The sequence below is a fragment of the Hasllibacter sp. MH4015 genome, assembly GCF_020177575.1.
Classification (GTDB): Bacteria; Pseudomonadota; Alphaproteobacteria; order Rhodobacterales; family Rhodobacteraceae; genus Gymnodinialimonas.
In genome coordinates this window covers 1-16,031 of the sequence record NZ_JAHTBK010000001.1, presented here as the reverse complement: position 1 = coordinate 16,031, position 16,031 = coordinate 1, and the positions used below count along the sequence as shown (strand labels likewise).

Genomic DNA, 16,031 nt, shown 5'->3' with positions numbered 1-16,031 from the left:
GGGCGGGCGGGCCTAGCCGCGCTCTTCCACGATTTCCACCAGATGCGGGATCTTGTTGATCATGCCGCGGACCGAAGGCGTATCCTCCAGCTCGCGGGTTTTGTGCATCTTGTTCAGACCCAGGCCGATCAGCGTTGCGCGCTGTTCCTGGGGCCTGCGGATGGGCGAGCCCACCTGTTTGACGACGATGGTTTTTGCCATTTTCCTCAGGCCTCCTCGGACACGGGCGCTTGATCGCCGTCGACCTGCGGGGCGTCATCACGCTTGGGCAGGATATCGGCGACCTTCTTGCCACGACGCGCTGCAACCTGGCGCGGGCTCGACTCGCGCTTGAGGCCGTCCAGCGTGGCACGGATCATGTTGTAAGGGTTCTGGGAGCCGGTGGACTTGGACACGACATCCTTGACACCCAGCATCTCGAACACGGCGCGCATCGGGCCACCGGCGATGATCCCGGTGCCTTCCGGCGCGGTGCGCATCACGACCTTGCCCGCGCCGTGGCGGCCCTGGGTGTCGTGGTGCAGCGTGCGGCCTTCCTTCAGCGGCACGCGGATCATCTGGCGCTTGGCCTGCTCGGTCGCCTTGCGGATCGCCTCGGGCACCTCTTTGGCCTTACCTTTGCCAAAGCCCACGCGACCACGCTGGTCACCGACAACGACGAGGGCTGCGAAGCCGAAGCGCTTACCCCCCTTCACGGTCTTGGAGACGCGGTTGATCGCGACCAGACGGTCCGCAAATTCCGGCGTTTCCTCTTCACGGTTGCGACCGCGGCCGCGCCCTCTGTTTTCACGTTCTGCCATTCGGCAAGTCCTTCGAATAAGAGACGCTGTAACGCGCCGGAGTTGTCTCAATCCTCGTGAGCAAATGCCCCGGGATCATCGAGGGCGCCCCATTAGGGCGCCCTTCAAGTCTTCAGAACTTCAGGCCACCTTCACGTGCGGCGTCGGCCAAGGCCTTCACACGCCCGTGGAACAGGAAGCCGCCACGGTCGAAATAGCATTCTTCGACCCCGGCCTTCTTCGCCCGCTCGGCAATCGCGGCACCCACCTTCGCGGCGGCCTCCGCATTGTTCTTGCCGACCACGCCAAGCGACGATTCCAGGGATGACGCGGACGCGAGCGTGCGGCCTTCCACATCGTCGATCAGCTGGACGCTGATGTTCTTGTTGGAGCGATGCACGGACAGGCGCGCGCGCCCGTCTGCCATCTTCTTGATTTTGTTCCGGTTGCGCAGGCGGCGCTTCTGGAACAGATCGCGTTTGGTCATAGCCATAGTGCCAGCCCTTACTTCTTCTTGCCTTCCTTACGGAAGATGTACTCACCCTTGTAGCGGATGCCCTTGCCCTTGTAGGGCTCCGGCGCGCGCCACTCACGAATGTTCGCGGCCACCTGGCCGACCAGCTGCTGATCGGAACCCTCGATCACCACTTCGGTGTTCTTCGGGCAGGTGACGGTCACACCGTCGGGGACGGTGAAATCGACGTCGTGGGAATAGCCGAGCGACAGTTTCAGGACATTGCCCTGCATCTGCGCACGATACCCCACACCGGTGATCTCAAGCTCTTTCTTGAAACCGTCGGTGACGCCGGTGACGAGGTTCTGAACCATGGTCCGGGACATGCCCCATTGCTGGCGGGCGCGCTTGGACTTGCCACGCGGCTCGACAGAGACCTGATTGTCGGCGACCGAAAGGGTCACGTCGTCGGTTGCGGTGAAGGCGCGGGACCCCTTGGGGCCCTTCACCTCGATGGTCTGACCCGAGACGGAGGCTTCGACGCCACCCGGCAGATCGACCGGTTTCTTACCAATACGAGACATCTGCTACGCTCCTCAGAAGATTGTGCAGAGCACTTCGCCGCCGACATTCTGCGACCGGGCATTGGCATCGGTCATCACGCCCTTGGACGTGGAGACGATGGAAATGCCCAGGCCCTGGCGGACCTGCGGAATGTTGGACACGCCCAGATAGACGCGGCGACCGGGTTTCGAAACGCGCTTGAGCTCACGGATGACCGGGGTGCCTTCATAGTATTTCAGGCTGATTTCGAAGGCCGGATGGCCGTCTTTTCCGGTCGTGGACTCGTAGCCACGGATATAGCCTTCGTCCGCCAGCACATCCAGAACGCGCGCGCGCTGCTTGGAGGCAGGGGTCTCGACTGTGGATTTGCCGCGCATCTGGTTGTTGCGGATGCGGGTCAGCATATCACCGATGGGATCATTCATGTCTTTGTTCCCTTACCAGCTCGACTTGACCATGCCGGGGATCTGACCGTTGGAGGCCAGATCACGCAGCTTGATCCGCGACATTTTCAGCTTGCGGTAATAGCCACGGGGGCGACCGGTCAGCTGGCAACGATTGTTCAGGCGGGTGGCCGAGCTGTTGCGCGGCAGTTTCGCCAGCTTCAGCTGTGCCTTGAACCGCTCTTCCATCGGGCGGCTTTCGTCGCGCGCGATTTCCTTCAGTTCGGCCCGCTTGGCGGCATATTTCTCAACCAGACGCTCGCGCTTCTTCTGGCGTTCGATCATCGCTTCTTTAGCCATGTCTTAATTCCTCTCGCGTCAGGCGTTGAAGGGCATGTTGAAGTGCTTCAACAGCGACTTCGCCTCGGCGTCGGTTTGCGCCGTCGTGACAATGATCACATCAATGCCCCAGACCTCATCGACCTTGTCGAAGTTGATCTCGGGGAACACGATGTGCTCCTTGATGCCCATGGCAAAGTTGCCACGACCGTCGAAGGACGGCTTCACACCACGGAAGTCGCGGATGCGGGGCATCGCGATCGTGGTCAGGCGATCGAGGAAATCGTACATGCGGTCGCCGCGCAGAGTGACCTTGGCCCCCAGCGGCATGTCTTCGCGGACGCGGAAACCTGCGATGGATTTCTTGGCCTTGGTGACGACGGCGTGTTGGCCGGCGATGGCGGTCAGGTCTTCCTGGGCCGATTTGGCCTTCTTGGAATCGCGCACCGCTTCCGCACCGCACCCGATGTTGAGAACGATCTTCTCAAGCGCCGGGATCTGCATGTCGTTCTTGTAGCCGAATTCCTCTTTCATCGCGGGCTTGATGGCCTCGCGGTAAGCGGTCTTCAGGCGCGGGGTATAGTTTGCAGTATCAAGCATCAGATCACGTCCCCCGTGGTCTTGGCGAAACGCACCTTCTTGCCGTCTTCCTCGCGGAAGCCGACGCGCGTGGCTTTGCCGTTTGCATCGACCAGCGCCAGGTTGCTCAACTGGATCGGCATCGCTTGCGGGATGCGACCGCCCTGGCTGGACTGGCTTTGCTTGGTGTGGCGGACGGCGATGTTGATGCCGTCAACGATGGCTTTCCCGGCAGCGGGGTTCACGGAGGCGATCTCGCCCTGCTTGCCCTTGTCCTTGCCGGTCAGCACGACGACCTTGTCGCCCTTTTTCAGTTTCGCGGCCATCTTACAGCACCTCCGGCGCAAGCGAGATGATCTTCATGAAGTTCTTCGCGCGCAGCTCACGAACGACCGGCCCGAAGATACGGGTGCCCATCGGCTCGTTGTTGTTGTTGAGGATGACGGCGGCGTTGCGGTCGAAGCGGATGGCGGTGCCATCTTCGCGACGCACTTCCTTGGCGGTGCGCACGACGACGGCCTTGCGGACATCGCCCTTCTTCACGCGACCGCGCGGGATGGCTTCCTTGACGGAGACGACGATGATGTCGCCCACGGACGCGTATTTGCGCTTGGAACCACCCAGAACCTTGATGCACTGAACACGGCGCGCGCCGCTATTGTCAGCAACATCCAGATTGGTCTGCATCTGGATCATTTGGTTTCTCCCGACGTCCCGGACCGGCTGAGTTGCACGTTGGCCCGGGGGTTTCGTTCAAACCGAGATGTGAATGTCAGGCGACAATCACCTCCCAGCGTTTCGATTTGGAAACCGGGGCGCATTCCTGAATGCGAACCTGGTCACCCACTTTGAAGGTGTTCTCCGGATCGTGTGCCCGATACTTCTTGGACTTCCGGATGGTCTTCTGCATGACCGGGTGCTTGAAGCGACGCTCCACGGAAACAGTCACGGTCTGTTCATTGGCATCGGAGGTGACGGTGCCGGTCAAAATACGCTTGGGCATGGTCTTACGCCTCCGCGGCGGCTGCGGCCGCCTTTTCGTTCAGAATGGTCTTCACGCGCGCGGCGTCACGGCGAACCTGGCGCATGCGGGCGGTGTTCTCGATCTGGCCAGTGGCCTGTTGGAAGCGGAGGTTGAAGGCCTCCTTCTTCAGCGCCGTCAGCTCATCCCGAAGCTGGTCCGGCGTCTTGTCACGCAGTTCTTGGGCGTTCATCGCCTTTGTCCTTTCAACATCACGAGGGCGCGCCGCATGGGCGGGTTACGCTGATTCCCGTGGAGTTCGGTGAATGAAGGGGCCGTATAGGGGGGTTGGGGGCGGTTGGCAAATGCTTTCTGGCCAGTGCGCCGTGCGGTGCATCTGGGGGTCACACAGTGCATTGCTCGAGCAGGAAGATAAGGGCTCCCATGGATACCACAAGCGACAGGATCGACAGGTCCACTATGTACTGCTTGGTAGGGCTGCGAAGACCCACGATGACCTTCAGCGTGCGCTTGATGTCGCGGTTCAACCGAAACTCCAACGCACCAATGATTGCTATGCCCAGAAAGAAGAAGGGCAAGACGATGCTCATACTCTCTTCGAAGCACGTACTCACGGGTCGCTCCCATTCAAACCCGCGCCGCCTTCCTGAGCGCCGCGTTTATCCGGCTCTGCCAGCCCAGGTTGTCCTTCCTAAACGCCTCAACCACATCGGCGTCCAGCCTGATCGTCGCCTGCACCTTCGGATTCATCACCATCGGGCGCCCGGCCTTTACCATCCCCCCTGACCAAGCCACACTCCGCCCCGCATCAATCCGCTAGGACACCCATGGCCGCCGACGACCGCACCCTCAAGAAGCTCGACACGCTCATTCGGCATACCCGCCAGAACACCCAGATGATCGAGCGGCACTTCGCCCATCAGGTCTGGCAGGGCCTCGGCGCGGACAAGGTCGTGTCCTTTCCCTATCACGGGGCCGATATCCGCTTCTTCGTGCCCGATGGCTGGCTCGATGCCGTGCAGCGGATCATCCTGCTAAATCGCACGTTCTACGAGGCGCATCTGCTAGAGAAGATCCGTGCCCTTGTCCCGCCCGGCGCGACCTTCGTCGATGCGGGCGCCAATATCGGCAACCACGCGGTCTATTTCGCCAAGCTCTGCCGGGCCGCCCATGTCCACGCGTTCGAGGCGATGCCGCATATGCAGGCCGTCCTCGGCCGCAATGCGGAGCTCAACGGACCCGACCAGATCACTGTCCACCCCTTCGCCCTCGGCGCGGCGGAGGGCACCGCGGATGTCGCCATCTTCAACCCCGCCAATCTCGGCTCCACCACCCTGGAGGCAGGCCGCGCCGGGTCCATCCCCGTCCGCACGCTCGACAGCTTCGCGTTGCAGGACGTGGCCTTCATCAAGATCGACGTGGAAGGGATGCAGGACGCGGTTCTGGACGGCGCGCGTGACACCATCGCGCGGTGCAGACCGACCATGGTGATCGAGGCCTTCGACCGGGGCGAGGAACGGGTGAAGACCCAAACCCTATTGGGCGAGCTTGGCTATGGCGTGGCGGAGATCGTGGGCCACAATATCATCGCGATCCCGGCTCAAGCCCAGGAATAGTTGAAGCTGACACTGATCCTGTCGTCTTCGTCCATATTCATCGGCACTTCGTGGCGCAGCCAGCTTTCCCACAACAAGACATCGCCCGCCTCCGGGCCGGGATAGACGAAGGCGCGCAATTCCTCCCGCGCGTCGGCCTTGCGGGCGGGGGCGGCCATCATCATCGCGTGGCGCGGGTCTTCCAGCTTGATCGACTTCGCACCGGGCGGCACCGCCACATAGGTCGTGCCGGAAATTACCGAATGCGGATGGATGTGGCCGGTGTGGATGCCCCCCTCGGGCAGGATGTTGATCCAGATATCTTCCAGCTTCAACGCCCGCCCCTCCAGGTCGAATTCCAGATCTTCCACGAAGGCCGCGACATGGGCGTCCAATGCCTCCACCACGGCCGCGAAGATCGGAAACCGCCACGGCAAGTCCGTCAACGACGCATAGGAGGTGTAGCCGGGATACCCGTTCTCCTCACACCATTCATTGCCCGCATCATCATCCTCCGCGATGGAGAAACACGACGCCTGCAATTCATCATGGTCGATGGAAGGCCCAAGCTCCGCCAGCTTGGCGTGGTAGAGGCGGGTCGCGAAGAGGGATCTGATATTGGCCATGGGGCGGAGATAGCCGCGATGCGAATGCCTGGCAACCAAACCGAAAGGATTGCGGCCTAGGGTCCGGCGCAACACGAACCTATCGGGGCCAGAATGGCATTGCGCAAGATTTGGATCGGCCTGGCCTTGCTGCTGGCGCTCGGCACAGCGAAGGGCCATACGACGACGCTTTTCGACGGGGCCGCGCCGCTTCTCGCCCGGGCGCCCGCCGTTCGGGAAAACGCATCGCCGTCGCTGTTCACCGGCACCGCCTCGGGCAGCCTCTTCGCCCCCCTTCCGCCGCGCACTGCGCCTGCGCCACCCGCCCGTGGGGACGTCGCGCAACTCCTGTCGCTGATCGCGCGGGCGGAGGCGGGACGGGACGGGTACGACGCCGTCCAACATGGGGCGCGCATCCGGCCGCCCCGCGCGCCCACACAGATGACATTGGGGGAGATTTACGCCTGGATCGACGCCACGCCGGGCCAGCCCCATGCCATCGGGCGCTACCAATTCATCCCCCCAACCTTGCGCCGCGTCGCCCAATTGCGCGCCTTCGGCCCCGACACGCCCTTCACGGCGGAGGTTCAGGATGCATTGGCCGAAGTGCTGCTTGAGGATGCCGGGATGCCGGCGTTTCGCGCGGGTCAGCTGGATCGTCGCCGCTTCATGCACAATCTTGCGCGGATATGGGCAGGGCTGCCGCTGCCCAACGGGCAATCCTATTACGAGGGCTATGCAGGCAACCGCGCCGCCATGTCCTGGGCGGAGTTCAGCGGCGGTATGGATCGGATCTGGCCATCCGGCTAGACGCATGGGCGCGGCGACGCTTAACTGGCGCCATGACCAACGAAGCCCTCGACATCGCGTTCCGCCGGTTGGACAGCCTTGATCTCTCCGCCATCCAATCCTCCGGCGATTGGGGGCTTGGGCGGATGTTCAGCCACCTCGCCCAGGGCGTCGAATTCTCAATGTCCGGCTATCCCGAAGAACGCTCCCGCCTGTTCCAGATGAGCGCGGGCAAACTCGCCTTCACGATCTTCAAACTGCGCGGCCGGATGCGCCACGGCCTTGCGGAGCCGATCCCGGGAGAGGTCGTTGGCGATGTCCCGGCGGAAGAGGGGTTACAGCGGCTCTGGACCTCGCTTGAGCAATTCCGCGATTTTCGCGACCCCCTGCGCCCACACTTCACATTCGGACCGCTCGACCGGGATCAATTCGCCGTGGCGCACCTTATGCATATCGAAAACCATCTGGAGCAGGTGCGGATCGCCTGACCCGCAAACTGCCGTCACAACGCGCGGCGGCCCCGTTGCACGAAGGTCCAGGCCAGCAGCGCGATGATCGCGCACGCAATCAGGCCCAATCCCCGCTCGTACAGGCCGTCGATGCTGGTCGGCAGAAAAAAGAATACCGGCGCGGAGAGCCCCCACAAAATGGCGAGCCCGATCAACCATCGTCTCCGCGCCTCCGAATCCTCGCCCAACCCGCCCGCCATCAACAGGGGCGCGGCCAGGAAGCCGACGCCAAGCGCGTAGACCACGTAGATATGCACCACGACACCGTCGCTGTCCCCGTCGCCATATTCGTTTCTAGCGCCGATCACGACGACGGCGGCGGCCAGAAGGGCAAGGATCGCAACGCCGCCCGACCACCCGACACCACCCAGATGGGCATGGGCCCCGCACAAGGCGACGGCGAAGATCCCCGCGGCAAAGGCGTAGAGCGCCACATCCATGATGATCTCGTTCTCGCCCGCGCCCAGATCGCTGATCGTATCGGCGATCCAGTCATGGCCCGGCACCATCATCTGCGCCACGATCACGCCAACGATGCCGATCAGCGTACCGATCAGGCCGATTGTGCCCAGAACGATGAGGAAATAGGGCCGCTCCGCATCAATCGCGTGGCCTGTCACGTCCTTGGTCATGATGCTGTCCCCTGAGCCATGGGGGATCAACGCCGCGCCCTGGTCGCGGTTCCCCGCGCTTTGTCCCGTCCCTCGCCACGATATCCCGAACCCGACCCTCACGACCGGCCATGAAAAAGCCCCCGCCAATCTCTCGACAGGGGCTTTCAATTCATGGGCGGGACCGGGGCCCGTGCGCCGGCAAACGCCGACGCATTGTCCGACTTACCAGTCTTCGCGCACGATCGTGCGGGTCTTGACCGGCAGCTTCATCGCGGCAAGGCGCAGGGCCTCCCGGGCGACCGGCTCGGTCACGCCGTCGATCTCGAACATGATGCGGCCTGGCTTGACCTTGCAGGCCCAGTAATCGACCGAACCCTTACCCTTACCCATACGCACTTCGACGGGCTTGGACGTCACCGGCGTGTCCGGGAAAATCCGGATCCACACGCGACCCTGACGCTTCATGTGGCGCGTCATGGCCCGGCGGGCGGCTTCGATCTGGCGTGCCGTGACACGCTCGGGCTGTAGCGCTTTCAAGCCGTAGGTGCCGAACGTAAGGTCCGATCCGCCCTTGGCTTCGCCGCGAATCCGGCCCTTCTGCATCTTGCGGAACTTCGTCCGTTTAGGTTGCAACATCGCTCAACCCTCCTCAGCGGTCACGGCGCGGGCGCGAGGCCCCGCCGCTTTCCTGGATTTCCTGCTGGCGACGATCACGGGCCGACGGGTCGTGCTCCATGATCTCACCTTTGAAGATCCAGGTCTTGATGCCGATGATGCCGTAGGCCGTTTTCGCTTCGGCGTGGGCATAATCAATGTCGGCGCGCAGGGTGTGCAGGGGCACGCGGCCCTCGCGATACCATTCGGTCCGGGCGATCTCGGCGCCGCCAAGGCGGCCCGCGACGTTGACCCGGATGCCCAAGGCACCCATGCGCATCGCGTTCTGCACGGCGCGCTTCATGGCACGGCGGAAGGACACGCGGCGCTCCAGCTGCTGTGCAATGCTCTCAGCGACCAGTTGCGCATCCAGCTCGGGCTTGCGGATCTCAACGATGTTGAGGTGCAATTCGCTGTCCGTGATCTTCGACAGCGCCTTGCGCAGACCTTCGATATCCGCACCCTTCTTGCCGATGATGACACCCGGACGGGCCGAGTGGATCGTCACGCGGCACTTCTTGTGCGGACGCTCGATGATGATTTTCGCGATCCCGGCATCGCCGGGGTTCTTTTTCTCGACCTTGGCGAGGTGTTCCCACCAGCCGGTCTTGATGAATTCGCGGATCTTGATGTCTTCCAGCAGCAGGTCACCGTAATCCTTGGTGTCTGCGTACCAGCGGCTGTCCCAGGTCCGGTTGACCTGAAGACGCATGCCGATGGGGTTAACCTTGTGTCCCATTATGCGGTCTCCTCAACCTGGCGGACCGTGATGGTCAGTTCTGCGAACGGCTTGTGAATGCGACCGAACCGGCCCCGGGCCCGCGGGCGACCGCGCTTCATGACCAGGTTCTTGCCGACATAGGCTTCCGCAACCACCAGCTCGTCAACGTCGAGGCCGTGGTTGTTTTCCGCATTGGCAATGGCCGACTGAAGACACTTCTTCACGTCGATCGCGATGCGCTTCTTGGAGAAGGTGAGGTCCGTCAGGGCCTTTTCCACCTTCTTGCCGCGAATGAGGCCGGCAACCAGGTTCAGCTTCTGCGGGCTGGTCTTCAGCATCCGCAGCTTGGCCATCGCCTCGTTATCCGCCACGCGGCGGGGATTCTTATCCTTGCCCATGGCTTACTTCCTCTTGGCTTTTTTGTCGGCGGCGTGACCGTAATAGGTCCGCGTCGGCGAATATTCCCCGAACTTCTGACCGATCATGTCCTCGGTGACGTTCACGGGCACATGCTTGTGGCCGTTATAGACACCGAACGTCAGACCGACGAACTGGGGCAGGATGGTGGAGCGGCGCGACCAGATCTTGATGACCTCGTTGCGACCGGATTCCTTGGAGGCTTCGGCCTTCTTGAGGACGTAAGAGTCGACAAAAGGACCTTTCCATACGGAGCGGCTCATGACTTAGCGCCCTTTCTTTCGTGCGTGACGCGAGCGGATAATCAGCTTCTGCGACGCCTTGTTCTTGTTGCGGGTACGCTTGCCCTTGGTGTCGACGCCCCAGGGCGTGACCGGCGTACGGCCACCCGAGGTCCGGCCCTCACCACCACCATGGGGGTGGTCGATCGGGTTCATCGCGACACCGCGAACGCTCGGGCGCTTGCCCATGTGGCGAACACGACCGGCCTTGCCGAGGTTCTGGTTCGAGTTGTCGGGGTTCGACACCGCGCCAACCGTCGCCATGCATTCCTGACGGACGAGGCGCAGCTCACCCGAGCTGAGGCGGATCTGCGCATAACCACCGTCACGACCCACGAACTGAGCGTACGTCCCGGCGGCGCGGGCGATCTGCCCACCCTTGCCGGGCTTCAACTCGATGTTGTGGACGATCGTGCCGATCGGCAGGCCGCTGAACGGCATCGCGTTGCCCGGCTTGATGTCCGCTTTCTTGGACGCGATGACCTTGTCACCGACCGCCATGCGCTGGGGGGCAAGGATATAGGCCTGCTCTCCATCGTCATATTTGACGAGCGCGATGAACGCGGTGCGGTTCGGGTCGTATTCGATCCGCTCGACCGTGGCCGAGACGTCGAATTTCGTCCGCTTGAAATCTACGATACGGTAAAGGCGCTTGGCCCCACCCCCACGACGACGCGCCGTGATCCGTCCGGTGTTGTTCCGTCCGCCCTTCTTCGTCAGACCCTCGGTGAGGGCTTTGACAGGACGTCCTTTCCACAGCTCCGAACGGTCGATCAGTACCAGCCCACGCTGGCCCGGCGTCGTCGGCTTATACGACTTGAGTGCCATGTTAACTGTCTTCCGTTTGCTTTGCGGACCCACACCTGGCGGGCCCTGATGTTAAAGGCCCCCGTAGGTGCCCGACTTGAGTTGGTCATCCGACCAAAAGCAGAGCCCCGGACGAATCCGGGGCTCTTGCCGATGGGGCCGTTTAGGGGGTTGGGGGATGGGGGTCAAGTGGGCAGGTCAATGCCTTGCCACGTGCCTTGCGCTTGGGGAAGATAAGGTCGTGAATTTGAAGGATACCCCTGCCATGAAATTTGTAACCGCCATCGCCCTTTTCTGCGCAAGCGTCAGCTTGGCTTCGGCGCAAAGCCCGATCACCTACACCGACGCCGCCGGAGGGGAAGTCATTTTGCCGCTTGGCGATCTTTCCTTCGCGGACGCCGTGGTTGCACGCACCATCGGCTCCGGCCGCATCGCTGCCAGCGCGGAAACGCCGGATGTGACCCTTGGCGCGCCGGATTACAGTGGCGACGTTGATGACGGCTCTTTCCTGTCGCTTGGCTGTGACGGTTCCGTCGACCTGCTGTTCGCCGACAACGCCCTCATCGACGTCCCGGGTCCGGACTTGTATGTCTTTGAGGTTGGTCCGCGGGTCGAGGGGATGTTCCTCGCAATTTCCGAAGACGGTCAGGAATGGACCGAGGTCGGTGCCATCACGGGTGGGCGCGCCGAGGTCGACATTGCGGGCAGGTCCACGCCCGGCGCCAGCTATCGTTATGTGCGCCTGACCGATGATGGCGAAGGTTGCGGAACGAATTTCGCGGGCGCGGACGTTGACGCCGTGGCCGCCATCGGGACCGCACTGCGCTTCACGCTGGATGCGGCCGTTCTTTTCGATGTCGACAGCTCTGCCCTCCGCCCCGAGGCCCTGGCCGAAATCAACGCGGTCGCGTCGCAGATCGCCGCTGCGAATGTCGCGTCGATCAACGTCATCGGTCACACCGACTCGACCGGATCGGACGCCTACAACATGACACTCTCGTTGCAGCGCGCCACGAGTGTGCGCGCACAGCTGCTTCAGACCACGGCACTGGCCAACCTCTCGATTGCAACAACGGGTCGGGGCGAGTTGGAGCCGATCGCGAGCAACGAAACCGACGCGGGCCGCCAGGCAAATCGCCGGGTGGAGATCATTGCCGTCCCGAACTGACCCTCGTGCACGAACATCCCGGAATTTTCGTGAGCGAATTGAAAAAGCCCCGGCTGCCTCTCCAGCAGCCGGGGCTCTCAATCTCTCGGCAGACGGGACTTTACAGCCCGGTGCTCACGTCGATCGTGTTGCCTTCTTCCAGCGTCACGTAGGCCTTCTTGACGTCCTTGCGGGTGCCCAACTGGCCCCGGAAACGCTTGACCTTGCCTTTGGTGATCGTCGTGTTCACCGCCTTCACCTTCACACCGAAGACGGCCTCCACGGCCTCTTTGATCTGGGGCTTGTTCGCGGCGATGTCGACTTCGAACACGACGGCGCCGTGCTCGGACGCCATCGTGGTTTTCTCGGTGATCAGCGGCTTGCGGATCACGTCATAATGTTTGGCATCTGCACTCATTTCAGGCGCGCCTCCAATGCTTCGACACCCGCCTTCGTGAGCACCAGAGTGTCACGCTTGAGAATGTCATAGACGTTTGCACCCATCGACGGCAGCACATCGAGACCGTCGATGTTGCGCGCGGCGAGGGCGAAGTTGGCATCCACGTCAGCGCCGTCGATGATCAGCGCGCGCTTCCAGCCCAATTCCTTGATCTGCTTGGCCAGTGCCGAGGTCTTGGCATTGTCCATGGACGCGGAATCGATGACCACCAGACGCCCCTCTGCCGCCTTGGCGGACAGGGCATGGCGCAGGCCGAGCTTGCGGAACTTCTTGGTCAACTCGTGGCCGTGGCTGCGGGGCGTCGGCCCCTTGTAGACACCGCCCCCGCGGAAGATCGGGGCCGACCGCGCGCCGTGGCGTGCGCCGCCGGTGCCCTTCTGGCGATAGATCTTCTTGGTCGAGTAGCTGACCTCGGACCGGGTCTTGACCTTGTGCGTACCGGCCTGCGCATTGTTGCGCTGCCAGCGGACGACACGGTGCAGGATGTCGGCGCGCGGTTCGAGACCGAAGATCTCCTCACCCAGGTCGACCGAGCCGGCTTTCTTGCCGTCAAGTTTGATGACGTCGACTTTCATTATTCACCGTCCTTCTTGTCTGCGTCGCCTTCGGGGGCGGCTTCGTCACTGCCCTCTGCGGCGATTTCAGCTTCGGCCTGGGCCAGCGCTTCCGCCTCTGCGGCGGCCTGCTCTTCAGCCAGACGCGCGGCTTCGGCTTCGGCTTCTGCGGCGGCGGCTGCTGCGGCTTCCTCAGCGGCTTTCGCAGCTTCAGCGGCGGCAGAGGCCAGCGCGGCGGGCAGAATGGCGTTTTCCGGGAACGGCTTCTTGACCGCATCCTTGACCGTCACCCAACCGCCCTTGGAGCCGGGAACGGCCCCCTTGACCATGATCAGACCACGGTCGCTGTCGGTGCGCACGACCTGAAGGTTCTGCGTGGTCACGCGGGCCGCGCCCATGTGTCCGGCCATCTTCTTGCCCTTAAACACCTTGCCGGGGTCCTGGCACTGACCGGTGGAGCCGTGCGAACGGTGGGAAATCGACACACCGTGCGAGGCGCGCAGACCACCGAAGTTCCAGCGCTTCATCGCACCGGCAAAGCCCTTACCGATCGAGGTGCCGGTCACGTCGACGAACTGACCCTCGAAGTAATGGTCGGCGATGATCTCCTCGCCCACCTCGATCAGGTTTTCCGCGTCGACGCGGAATTCCACCAGCTTGCGCTTGGGCTCCACACTCGCCTTGGCGAAGTGGCCGCGCATCGGCGCCGACGTCCGCTTGGCCTTCGCGGTCCCCGCGCCAAGCTGAACAGCCGAATAGCCGTCGCTGTCAGAGGTCTTCTTGGCGACCACCTGAAGTTTATCCAACTGAAGCACGGTCACAGGGATCTGCTTGCCGTCTTCCATGAAAAGGCGGGTCATCCCGACCTTTTTCGCGATCACACCAGAGCGCAACATGATCTATGCCCTCCTTAGACCGAAATCTGAACGTCGACACCGGCGGCCAGGTCGAGCTTCATCAGCGCGTCCACGGTCTGCGGGGTCGGATCAACGATGTCGAGAAGGCGCTTATGCGTCCGGATTTCCCACTGGTCGCGGGACTTCTTGTCCACGTGCGGACCACGGAGAACCGTGAATTTCTCGATCTTGTTGGGAAGCGGGATGGGCCCGCGCACCTGTGCGCCCGTGCGCTTGGCGGTGTTCACGATCTCCTGCGTGGAGGCGTCGAGAACCCGGTAATCAAACGCCTTGAGGCGAATGCGGATATTCTGGCTTTGAACGGCCATGTTATCACCCTTCGATTAGGGCCTAGAACGGATTGGACGATGTACGCTCATCGCACACCCTCGTCGCGTCTTATGTCACGGCACCACGGGGGCGCTCCGGTCCAACAAAAGAGGGCACGCACTAGGCGCACCCCGTTGGACTAGCGCGCGTATAGGCGGAGTCGTCCGGGGGGGCAAGGGGGTTTGTGGCGGCTCCGGTGGCTGTTTGGGCCGTGACGCCAGGCGCATCGCGCGTGGCGCAACCGGGCATTGGCACGGCCGCGTCCCGGTCCAGCGGGCGCGGTTGAAGGGCCTGGCGCAACGATCCCGCGCCGCAGGGATGGAACCCAATGCCCGGTCTACTCGTTCCCCAAGCAATCACCACACCTTTTGCCGGAGGACATCATGGCCATCTCGAACCTTCACGACGTCTATCACGACCAGCTGCAAGACCTCTACAGCGCCTGCAAGCAATCGCTGGACGTCACCACCGAACTGGCCCAAGCGGCCAGCAACGACGATCTGAAAAAGGCGCTCAACGCCGGGGCGCAGGGCATTTCCGACGGGATGGAGAAGATCGCGCAGCTCTGCAACGATCACGACATCGACCCGAACGGTGAACACTGCAAGGGCATGGAAGGCCTCGTGAAAGAGGCGCGCGCCCACGGTCTCGATGAAGACATTTCCGACGCCGACGCCCGCGACGCGATGATCATCACGCAATACCAGCGCATGGCGCACTACGCGATTGCCGGCTATGGCTGCCTGCGCGCGTTTGCCAACCGGCTTGACCTCGACGGGGATGGCGCCGTGCTGACGGACTGCCTCGACGCCTCCTACGAAGGAGACCGCACCATGACCGACATCGCCACCGGCCAGGTCAACCGCGACGCCGCCGCCTGACTTGGGCCGACGTGGCCACCAACCAGAGACCGCCCAGTACGGGCGGTCTTTTTTTTGCGTGGCGGATTGGGTCTTACAATGCCGCGCCCGACCGACACGCCAAGGTGTTTCTGCGTAGCGCGGCGCCCCCGACCCGTGGGAACCGGTGCGGCCCGCTGTTGTGCCCCGCGCGTCGACCGGGCTTTGGCCCGGGTCCCGTAGGGCGGGACTTGACTTGCCGTGTCGGGTGTTCGCTCGGGTTAACAGGGGGTTAACGGAATTGGGCTTTTCGTTTTGGAACAGGCGCTTAACCCCGGGTTGCAAACTTGCAACCGAGCGACTGCCCAAACAAAAGGCCCCGCCGGTGGGGCGGGGCCTTCTTTGACTGGCAACCGTGTGCTGACCTCTGTTCTCGGGATCATTTGGCTATGCCAATTGACCCTGCCACCCGGCACCTTCTGGCCAGAGTTTCCTATGGAAACTCGACCTGGCCTTTCATGACAAAGGGGCCCGAAGGCCCCTTTGCACTATCGGCTTACGCGCATCGGCCTTGCGGACCGCTACGCTTACTCAATGATCTTCGCAACGACACCGGCGCCGACCGTGCGGCCGCCTTCGCGGATGGCGAAGCGCAGGCCCTGCTCCATCGCGATCGGCGCGATCAGCTCCACGTTGAACTTCAGGTTGTCGCCCGGCATCACCATCTCGGTGC

At 62.8% G+C, this 16,031-nt stretch carries 29 protein-coding genes and 1 pseudogene; 5 read left to right on the top strand and 25 right to left on the bottom strand.

Translation table 11 applies throughout. From position 1 onward, the window contains the following. Positions 1-12 precede the first annotated feature (12 nt). The 13 genes from rpmD to KUW62_RS00090 all read right to left on the bottom strand — a co-directional run bounded on the left by rpmD (position 13) and on the right by KUW62_RS00090 (position 4,857). Positions 13-201, bottom strand: coding sequence for a 50S ribosomal protein L30 (gene rpmD / locus KUW62_RS00150; RefSeq protein WP_224813493.1), 189 nt, complete (start codon positions 199-201; stop codon positions 13-15). Positions 202-206: 5 nt separating this feature from the next. Further along, on the bottom strand, positions 207-800 hold the full coding sequence (gene rpsE / locus KUW62_RS00145) for a 30S ribosomal protein S5 (RefSeq protein WP_224813492.1): 594 nt from the start codon (positions 798-800) through the stop codon (positions 207-209). A gap of 112 nt (positions 801-912) precedes the next feature. Then, positions 913-1,272: a 50S ribosomal protein L18 gene (gene rplR, locus KUW62_RS00140; RefSeq protein ID WP_224813491.1), complete on the bottom strand. Its 360-nt coding sequence runs from the start codon at positions 1,270-1,272 to the stop codon at positions 913-915. A gap of 11 nt (positions 1,273-1,283) precedes the next feature. After that, on the bottom strand, positions 1,284-1,817 hold the full coding sequence (rplF, locus tag KUW62_RS00135) for a 50S ribosomal protein L6 (protein WP_224813490.1): 534 nt from the start codon (positions 1,815-1,817) through the stop codon (positions 1,284-1,286). Positions 1,818-1,829: 12 nt separating this feature from the next. Beyond that, positions 1,830-2,222, bottom strand: coding sequence for a 30S ribosomal protein S8 (gene rpsH / locus KUW62_RS00130; RefSeq protein ID WP_224813489.1), 393 nt, complete (start codon positions 2,220-2,222; stop codon positions 1,830-1,832). A 12-nt stretch (positions 2,223-2,234) separates the two neighbouring features. Further along, positions 2,235-2,540 (bottom strand): 30S ribosomal protein S14, encoded by a 306-nt coding sequence (gene rpsN, locus KUW62_RS00125; protein ID WP_224813488.1) that lies wholly within the window; start codon positions 2,538-2,540, stop codon positions 2,235-2,237. 18 nt (positions 2,541-2,558) lie between these two features. Continuing rightward, on the bottom strand, positions 2,559-3,119 hold the full coding sequence (gene rplE, locus KUW62_RS00120) for a 50S ribosomal protein L5 (protein ID WP_224813487.1): 561 nt from the start codon (positions 3,117-3,119) through the stop codon (positions 2,559-2,561). Then, positions 3,119-3,424 (bottom strand): 50S ribosomal protein L24, encoded by a 306-nt coding sequence (gene rplX, locus KUW62_RS00115; RefSeq protein WP_224813486.1) that lies wholly within the window; start codon positions 3,422-3,424, stop codon positions 3,119-3,121. Before rplX ends, rplE begins: the two co-directional genes overlap by 1 nt. A gap of 1 nt (position 3,425) precedes the next feature. Next, on the bottom strand, positions 3,426-3,794 hold the full coding sequence (gene rplN / locus KUW62_RS00110; RefSeq protein WP_159806805.1) for a 50S ribosomal protein L14: 369 nt from the start codon (positions 3,792-3,794) through the stop codon (positions 3,426-3,428). 76 nt (positions 3,795-3,870) lie between these two features. Further along, positions 3,871-4,101: a 30S ribosomal protein S17 gene (gene rpsQ, locus KUW62_RS00105; protein ID WP_224813485.1), complete on the bottom strand. Its 231-nt coding sequence runs from the start codon at positions 4,099-4,101 to the stop codon at positions 3,871-3,873. Between the two features lie 4 nt (positions 4,102-4,105). Continuing rightward, positions 4,106-4,312: a 50S ribosomal protein L29 gene (rpmC, locus tag KUW62_RS00100; RefSeq protein WP_224813484.1), complete on the bottom strand. Its 207-nt coding sequence runs from the start codon at positions 4,310-4,312 to the stop codon at positions 4,106-4,108. 151 nt (positions 4,313-4,463) lie between these two features. Further along, entirely contained in the window at positions 4,464-4,670 is a 207-nt protein-coding gene (locus KUW62_RS00095) for a hypothetical protein (protein WP_224813483.1), read from the bottom strand. A gap of 37 nt (positions 4,671-4,707) precedes the next feature. Further along, complete coding sequence (locus KUW62_RS00090; RefSeq protein WP_224813482.1) at positions 4,708-4,857, bottom strand: BrnA antitoxin family protein; 150 nt, start codon at positions 4,855-4,857, stop codon at positions 4,708-4,710. A gap of 50 nt (positions 4,858-4,907) precedes the next feature. Between KUW62_RS00090 and KUW62_RS00085 the strand changes: the two genes are divergently transcribed. Beyond that, complete coding sequence (locus tag KUW62_RS00085; protein WP_224813481.1) at positions 4,908-5,696, top strand: FkbM family methyltransferase; 789 nt, start codon at positions 4,908-4,910, stop codon at positions 5,694-5,696. Here KUW62_RS00085 and KUW62_RS00080 read toward each other — a convergent pair. Next, the gene (locus tag KUW62_RS00080) at positions 5,681-6,301 is read right to left on the bottom strand and encodes a TIGR02466 family protein (protein ID WP_224813480.1); all 621 of its coding nucleotides are present in this window, start codon (positions 6,299-6,301) and stop codon (positions 5,681-5,683) included. The two genes, KUW62_RS00085 and KUW62_RS00080, sit on opposite strands and share 16 nt — an antisense overlap. Before the next feature lie 93 nt (positions 6,302-6,394). Between KUW62_RS00080 and KUW62_RS00075 the strand changes: the two genes are divergently transcribed. Both KUW62_RS00075 and KUW62_RS00070 read left to right on the top strand, forming a co-directional pair. Next, complete coding sequence (locus KUW62_RS00075; RefSeq protein WP_224813479.1) at positions 6,395-7,090, top strand: hypothetical protein; 696 nt, start codon at positions 6,395-6,397, stop codon at positions 7,088-7,090. A 32-nt stretch (positions 7,091-7,122) separates the two neighbouring features. Then, the gene (locus KUW62_RS00070) at positions 7,123-7,557 is read left to right on the top strand and encodes a DUF1569 domain-containing protein (RefSeq protein ID WP_224813478.1); all 435 of its coding nucleotides are present in this window, start codon (positions 7,123-7,125) and stop codon (positions 7,555-7,557) included. Between the two features lie 14 nt (positions 7,558-7,571). Here the strand turns inward: KUW62_RS00070 and KUW62_RS00065 are convergent, their stop codons facing one another. The 6 genes from KUW62_RS00065 to rplB all read right to left on the bottom strand — a co-directional run bounded on the left by KUW62_RS00065 (position 7,572) and on the right by rplB (position 11,093). Then, positions 7,572-8,210, bottom strand: a complete 639-nt coding sequence (locus KUW62_RS00065) for a DUF998 domain-containing protein (protein WP_224813477.1) — start codon at positions 8,208-8,210, stop codon at positions 7,572-7,574. 204 nt (positions 8,211-8,414) lie between these two features. Continuing rightward, positions 8,415-8,828 (bottom strand): 50S ribosomal protein L16, encoded by a 414-nt coding sequence (gene rplP / locus KUW62_RS00060; RefSeq protein ID WP_224813476.1) that lies wholly within the window; start codon positions 8,826-8,828, stop codon positions 8,415-8,417. Between the two features lie 13 nt (positions 8,829-8,841). Continuing rightward, positions 8,842-9,585 carry a 30S ribosomal protein S3 gene (gene rpsC / locus KUW62_RS00055; protein ID WP_224813475.1) on the bottom strand — a complete coding sequence of 248 codons (744 nt, stop codon included), beginning with the start codon at positions 9,583-9,585 and terminating at the stop codon, positions 8,842-8,844. Next, positions 9,585-9,965, bottom strand: coding sequence for a 50S ribosomal protein L22 (rplV, locus tag KUW62_RS00050; protein ID WP_224813474.1), 381 nt, complete (start codon positions 9,963-9,965; stop codon positions 9,585-9,587). The genes rpsC and rplV overlap by 1 nt, the downstream gene beginning before the upstream one ends. A gap of 3 nt (positions 9,966-9,968) precedes the next feature. Then, complete coding sequence (gene rpsS / locus KUW62_RS00045; RefSeq protein WP_224813473.1) at positions 9,969-10,247, bottom strand: 30S ribosomal protein S19; 279 nt, start codon at positions 10,245-10,247, stop codon at positions 9,969-9,971. Between the two features lie 3 nt (positions 10,248-10,250). Then, positions 10,251-11,093, bottom strand: coding sequence for a 50S ribosomal protein L2 (gene rplB, locus KUW62_RS00040; protein WP_224813472.1), 843 nt, complete (start codon positions 11,091-11,093; stop codon positions 10,251-10,253). 244 nt (positions 11,094-11,337) lie between these two features. Between rplB and KUW62_RS00035 the strand changes: the two genes are divergently transcribed. Next, on the top strand, positions 11,338-12,240 hold the full coding sequence (locus KUW62_RS00035) for an OmpA family protein (RefSeq protein ID WP_224813471.1): 903 nt from the start codon (positions 11,338-11,340) through the stop codon (positions 12,238-12,240). Between the two features lie 100 nt (positions 12,241-12,340). On the opposite strand, the gene KUW62_RS00030 is transcribed toward KUW62_RS00035, so the two are convergent. From KUW62_RS00030 to rpsJ, 4 genes are read right to left on the bottom strand one after another with little or no spacing between them, the layout of a single operon-like run. Then, a complete protein-coding gene (locus tag KUW62_RS00030) occupies positions 12,341-12,637 on the bottom strand; it encodes a 50S ribosomal protein L23 (protein WP_224813470.1) in 297 nt (98 codons plus the stop codon). Further along, the gene (gene rplD / locus KUW62_RS00025) at positions 12,634-13,254 is read right to left on the bottom strand and encodes a 50S ribosomal protein L4 (protein WP_224813469.1); all 621 of its coding nucleotides are present in this window, start codon (positions 13,252-13,254) and stop codon (positions 12,634-12,636) included. The genes KUW62_RS00030 and rplD overlap by 4 nt, the downstream gene beginning before the upstream one ends. Next, positions 13,254-14,129 carry a 50S ribosomal protein L3 gene (rplC, locus tag KUW62_RS00020; RefSeq protein ID WP_224813468.1) on the bottom strand — a complete coding sequence of 292 codons (876 nt, stop codon included), beginning with the start codon at positions 14,127-14,129 and terminating at the stop codon, positions 13,254-13,256. Before rplC ends, rplD begins: the two co-directional genes overlap by 1 nt. A 14-nt stretch (positions 14,130-14,143) precedes the next feature. Further along, positions 14,144-14,458: a 30S ribosomal protein S10 gene (rpsJ, locus tag KUW62_RS00015; RefSeq protein WP_224813467.1), complete on the bottom strand. Its 315-nt coding sequence runs from the start codon at positions 14,456-14,458 to the stop codon at positions 14,144-14,146. 384 nt (positions 14,459-14,842) lie between these two features. On the opposite strand from rpsJ, the gene KUW62_RS00010 reads away from it, so the two are divergent. Beyond that, on the top strand, positions 14,843-15,340 hold the full coding sequence (locus KUW62_RS00010; RefSeq protein ID WP_224813466.1) for a ferritin-like domain-containing protein: 498 nt from the start codon (positions 14,843-14,845) through the stop codon (positions 15,338-15,340). Between the two features lie 545 nt (positions 15,341-15,885). Here KUW62_RS00010 and tuf read toward each other — a convergent pair. Then, a pseudogene (gene tuf / locus KUW62_RS00005) lies at positions 15,886-16,031 on the bottom strand (elongation factor Tu); the annotation flags it as partial.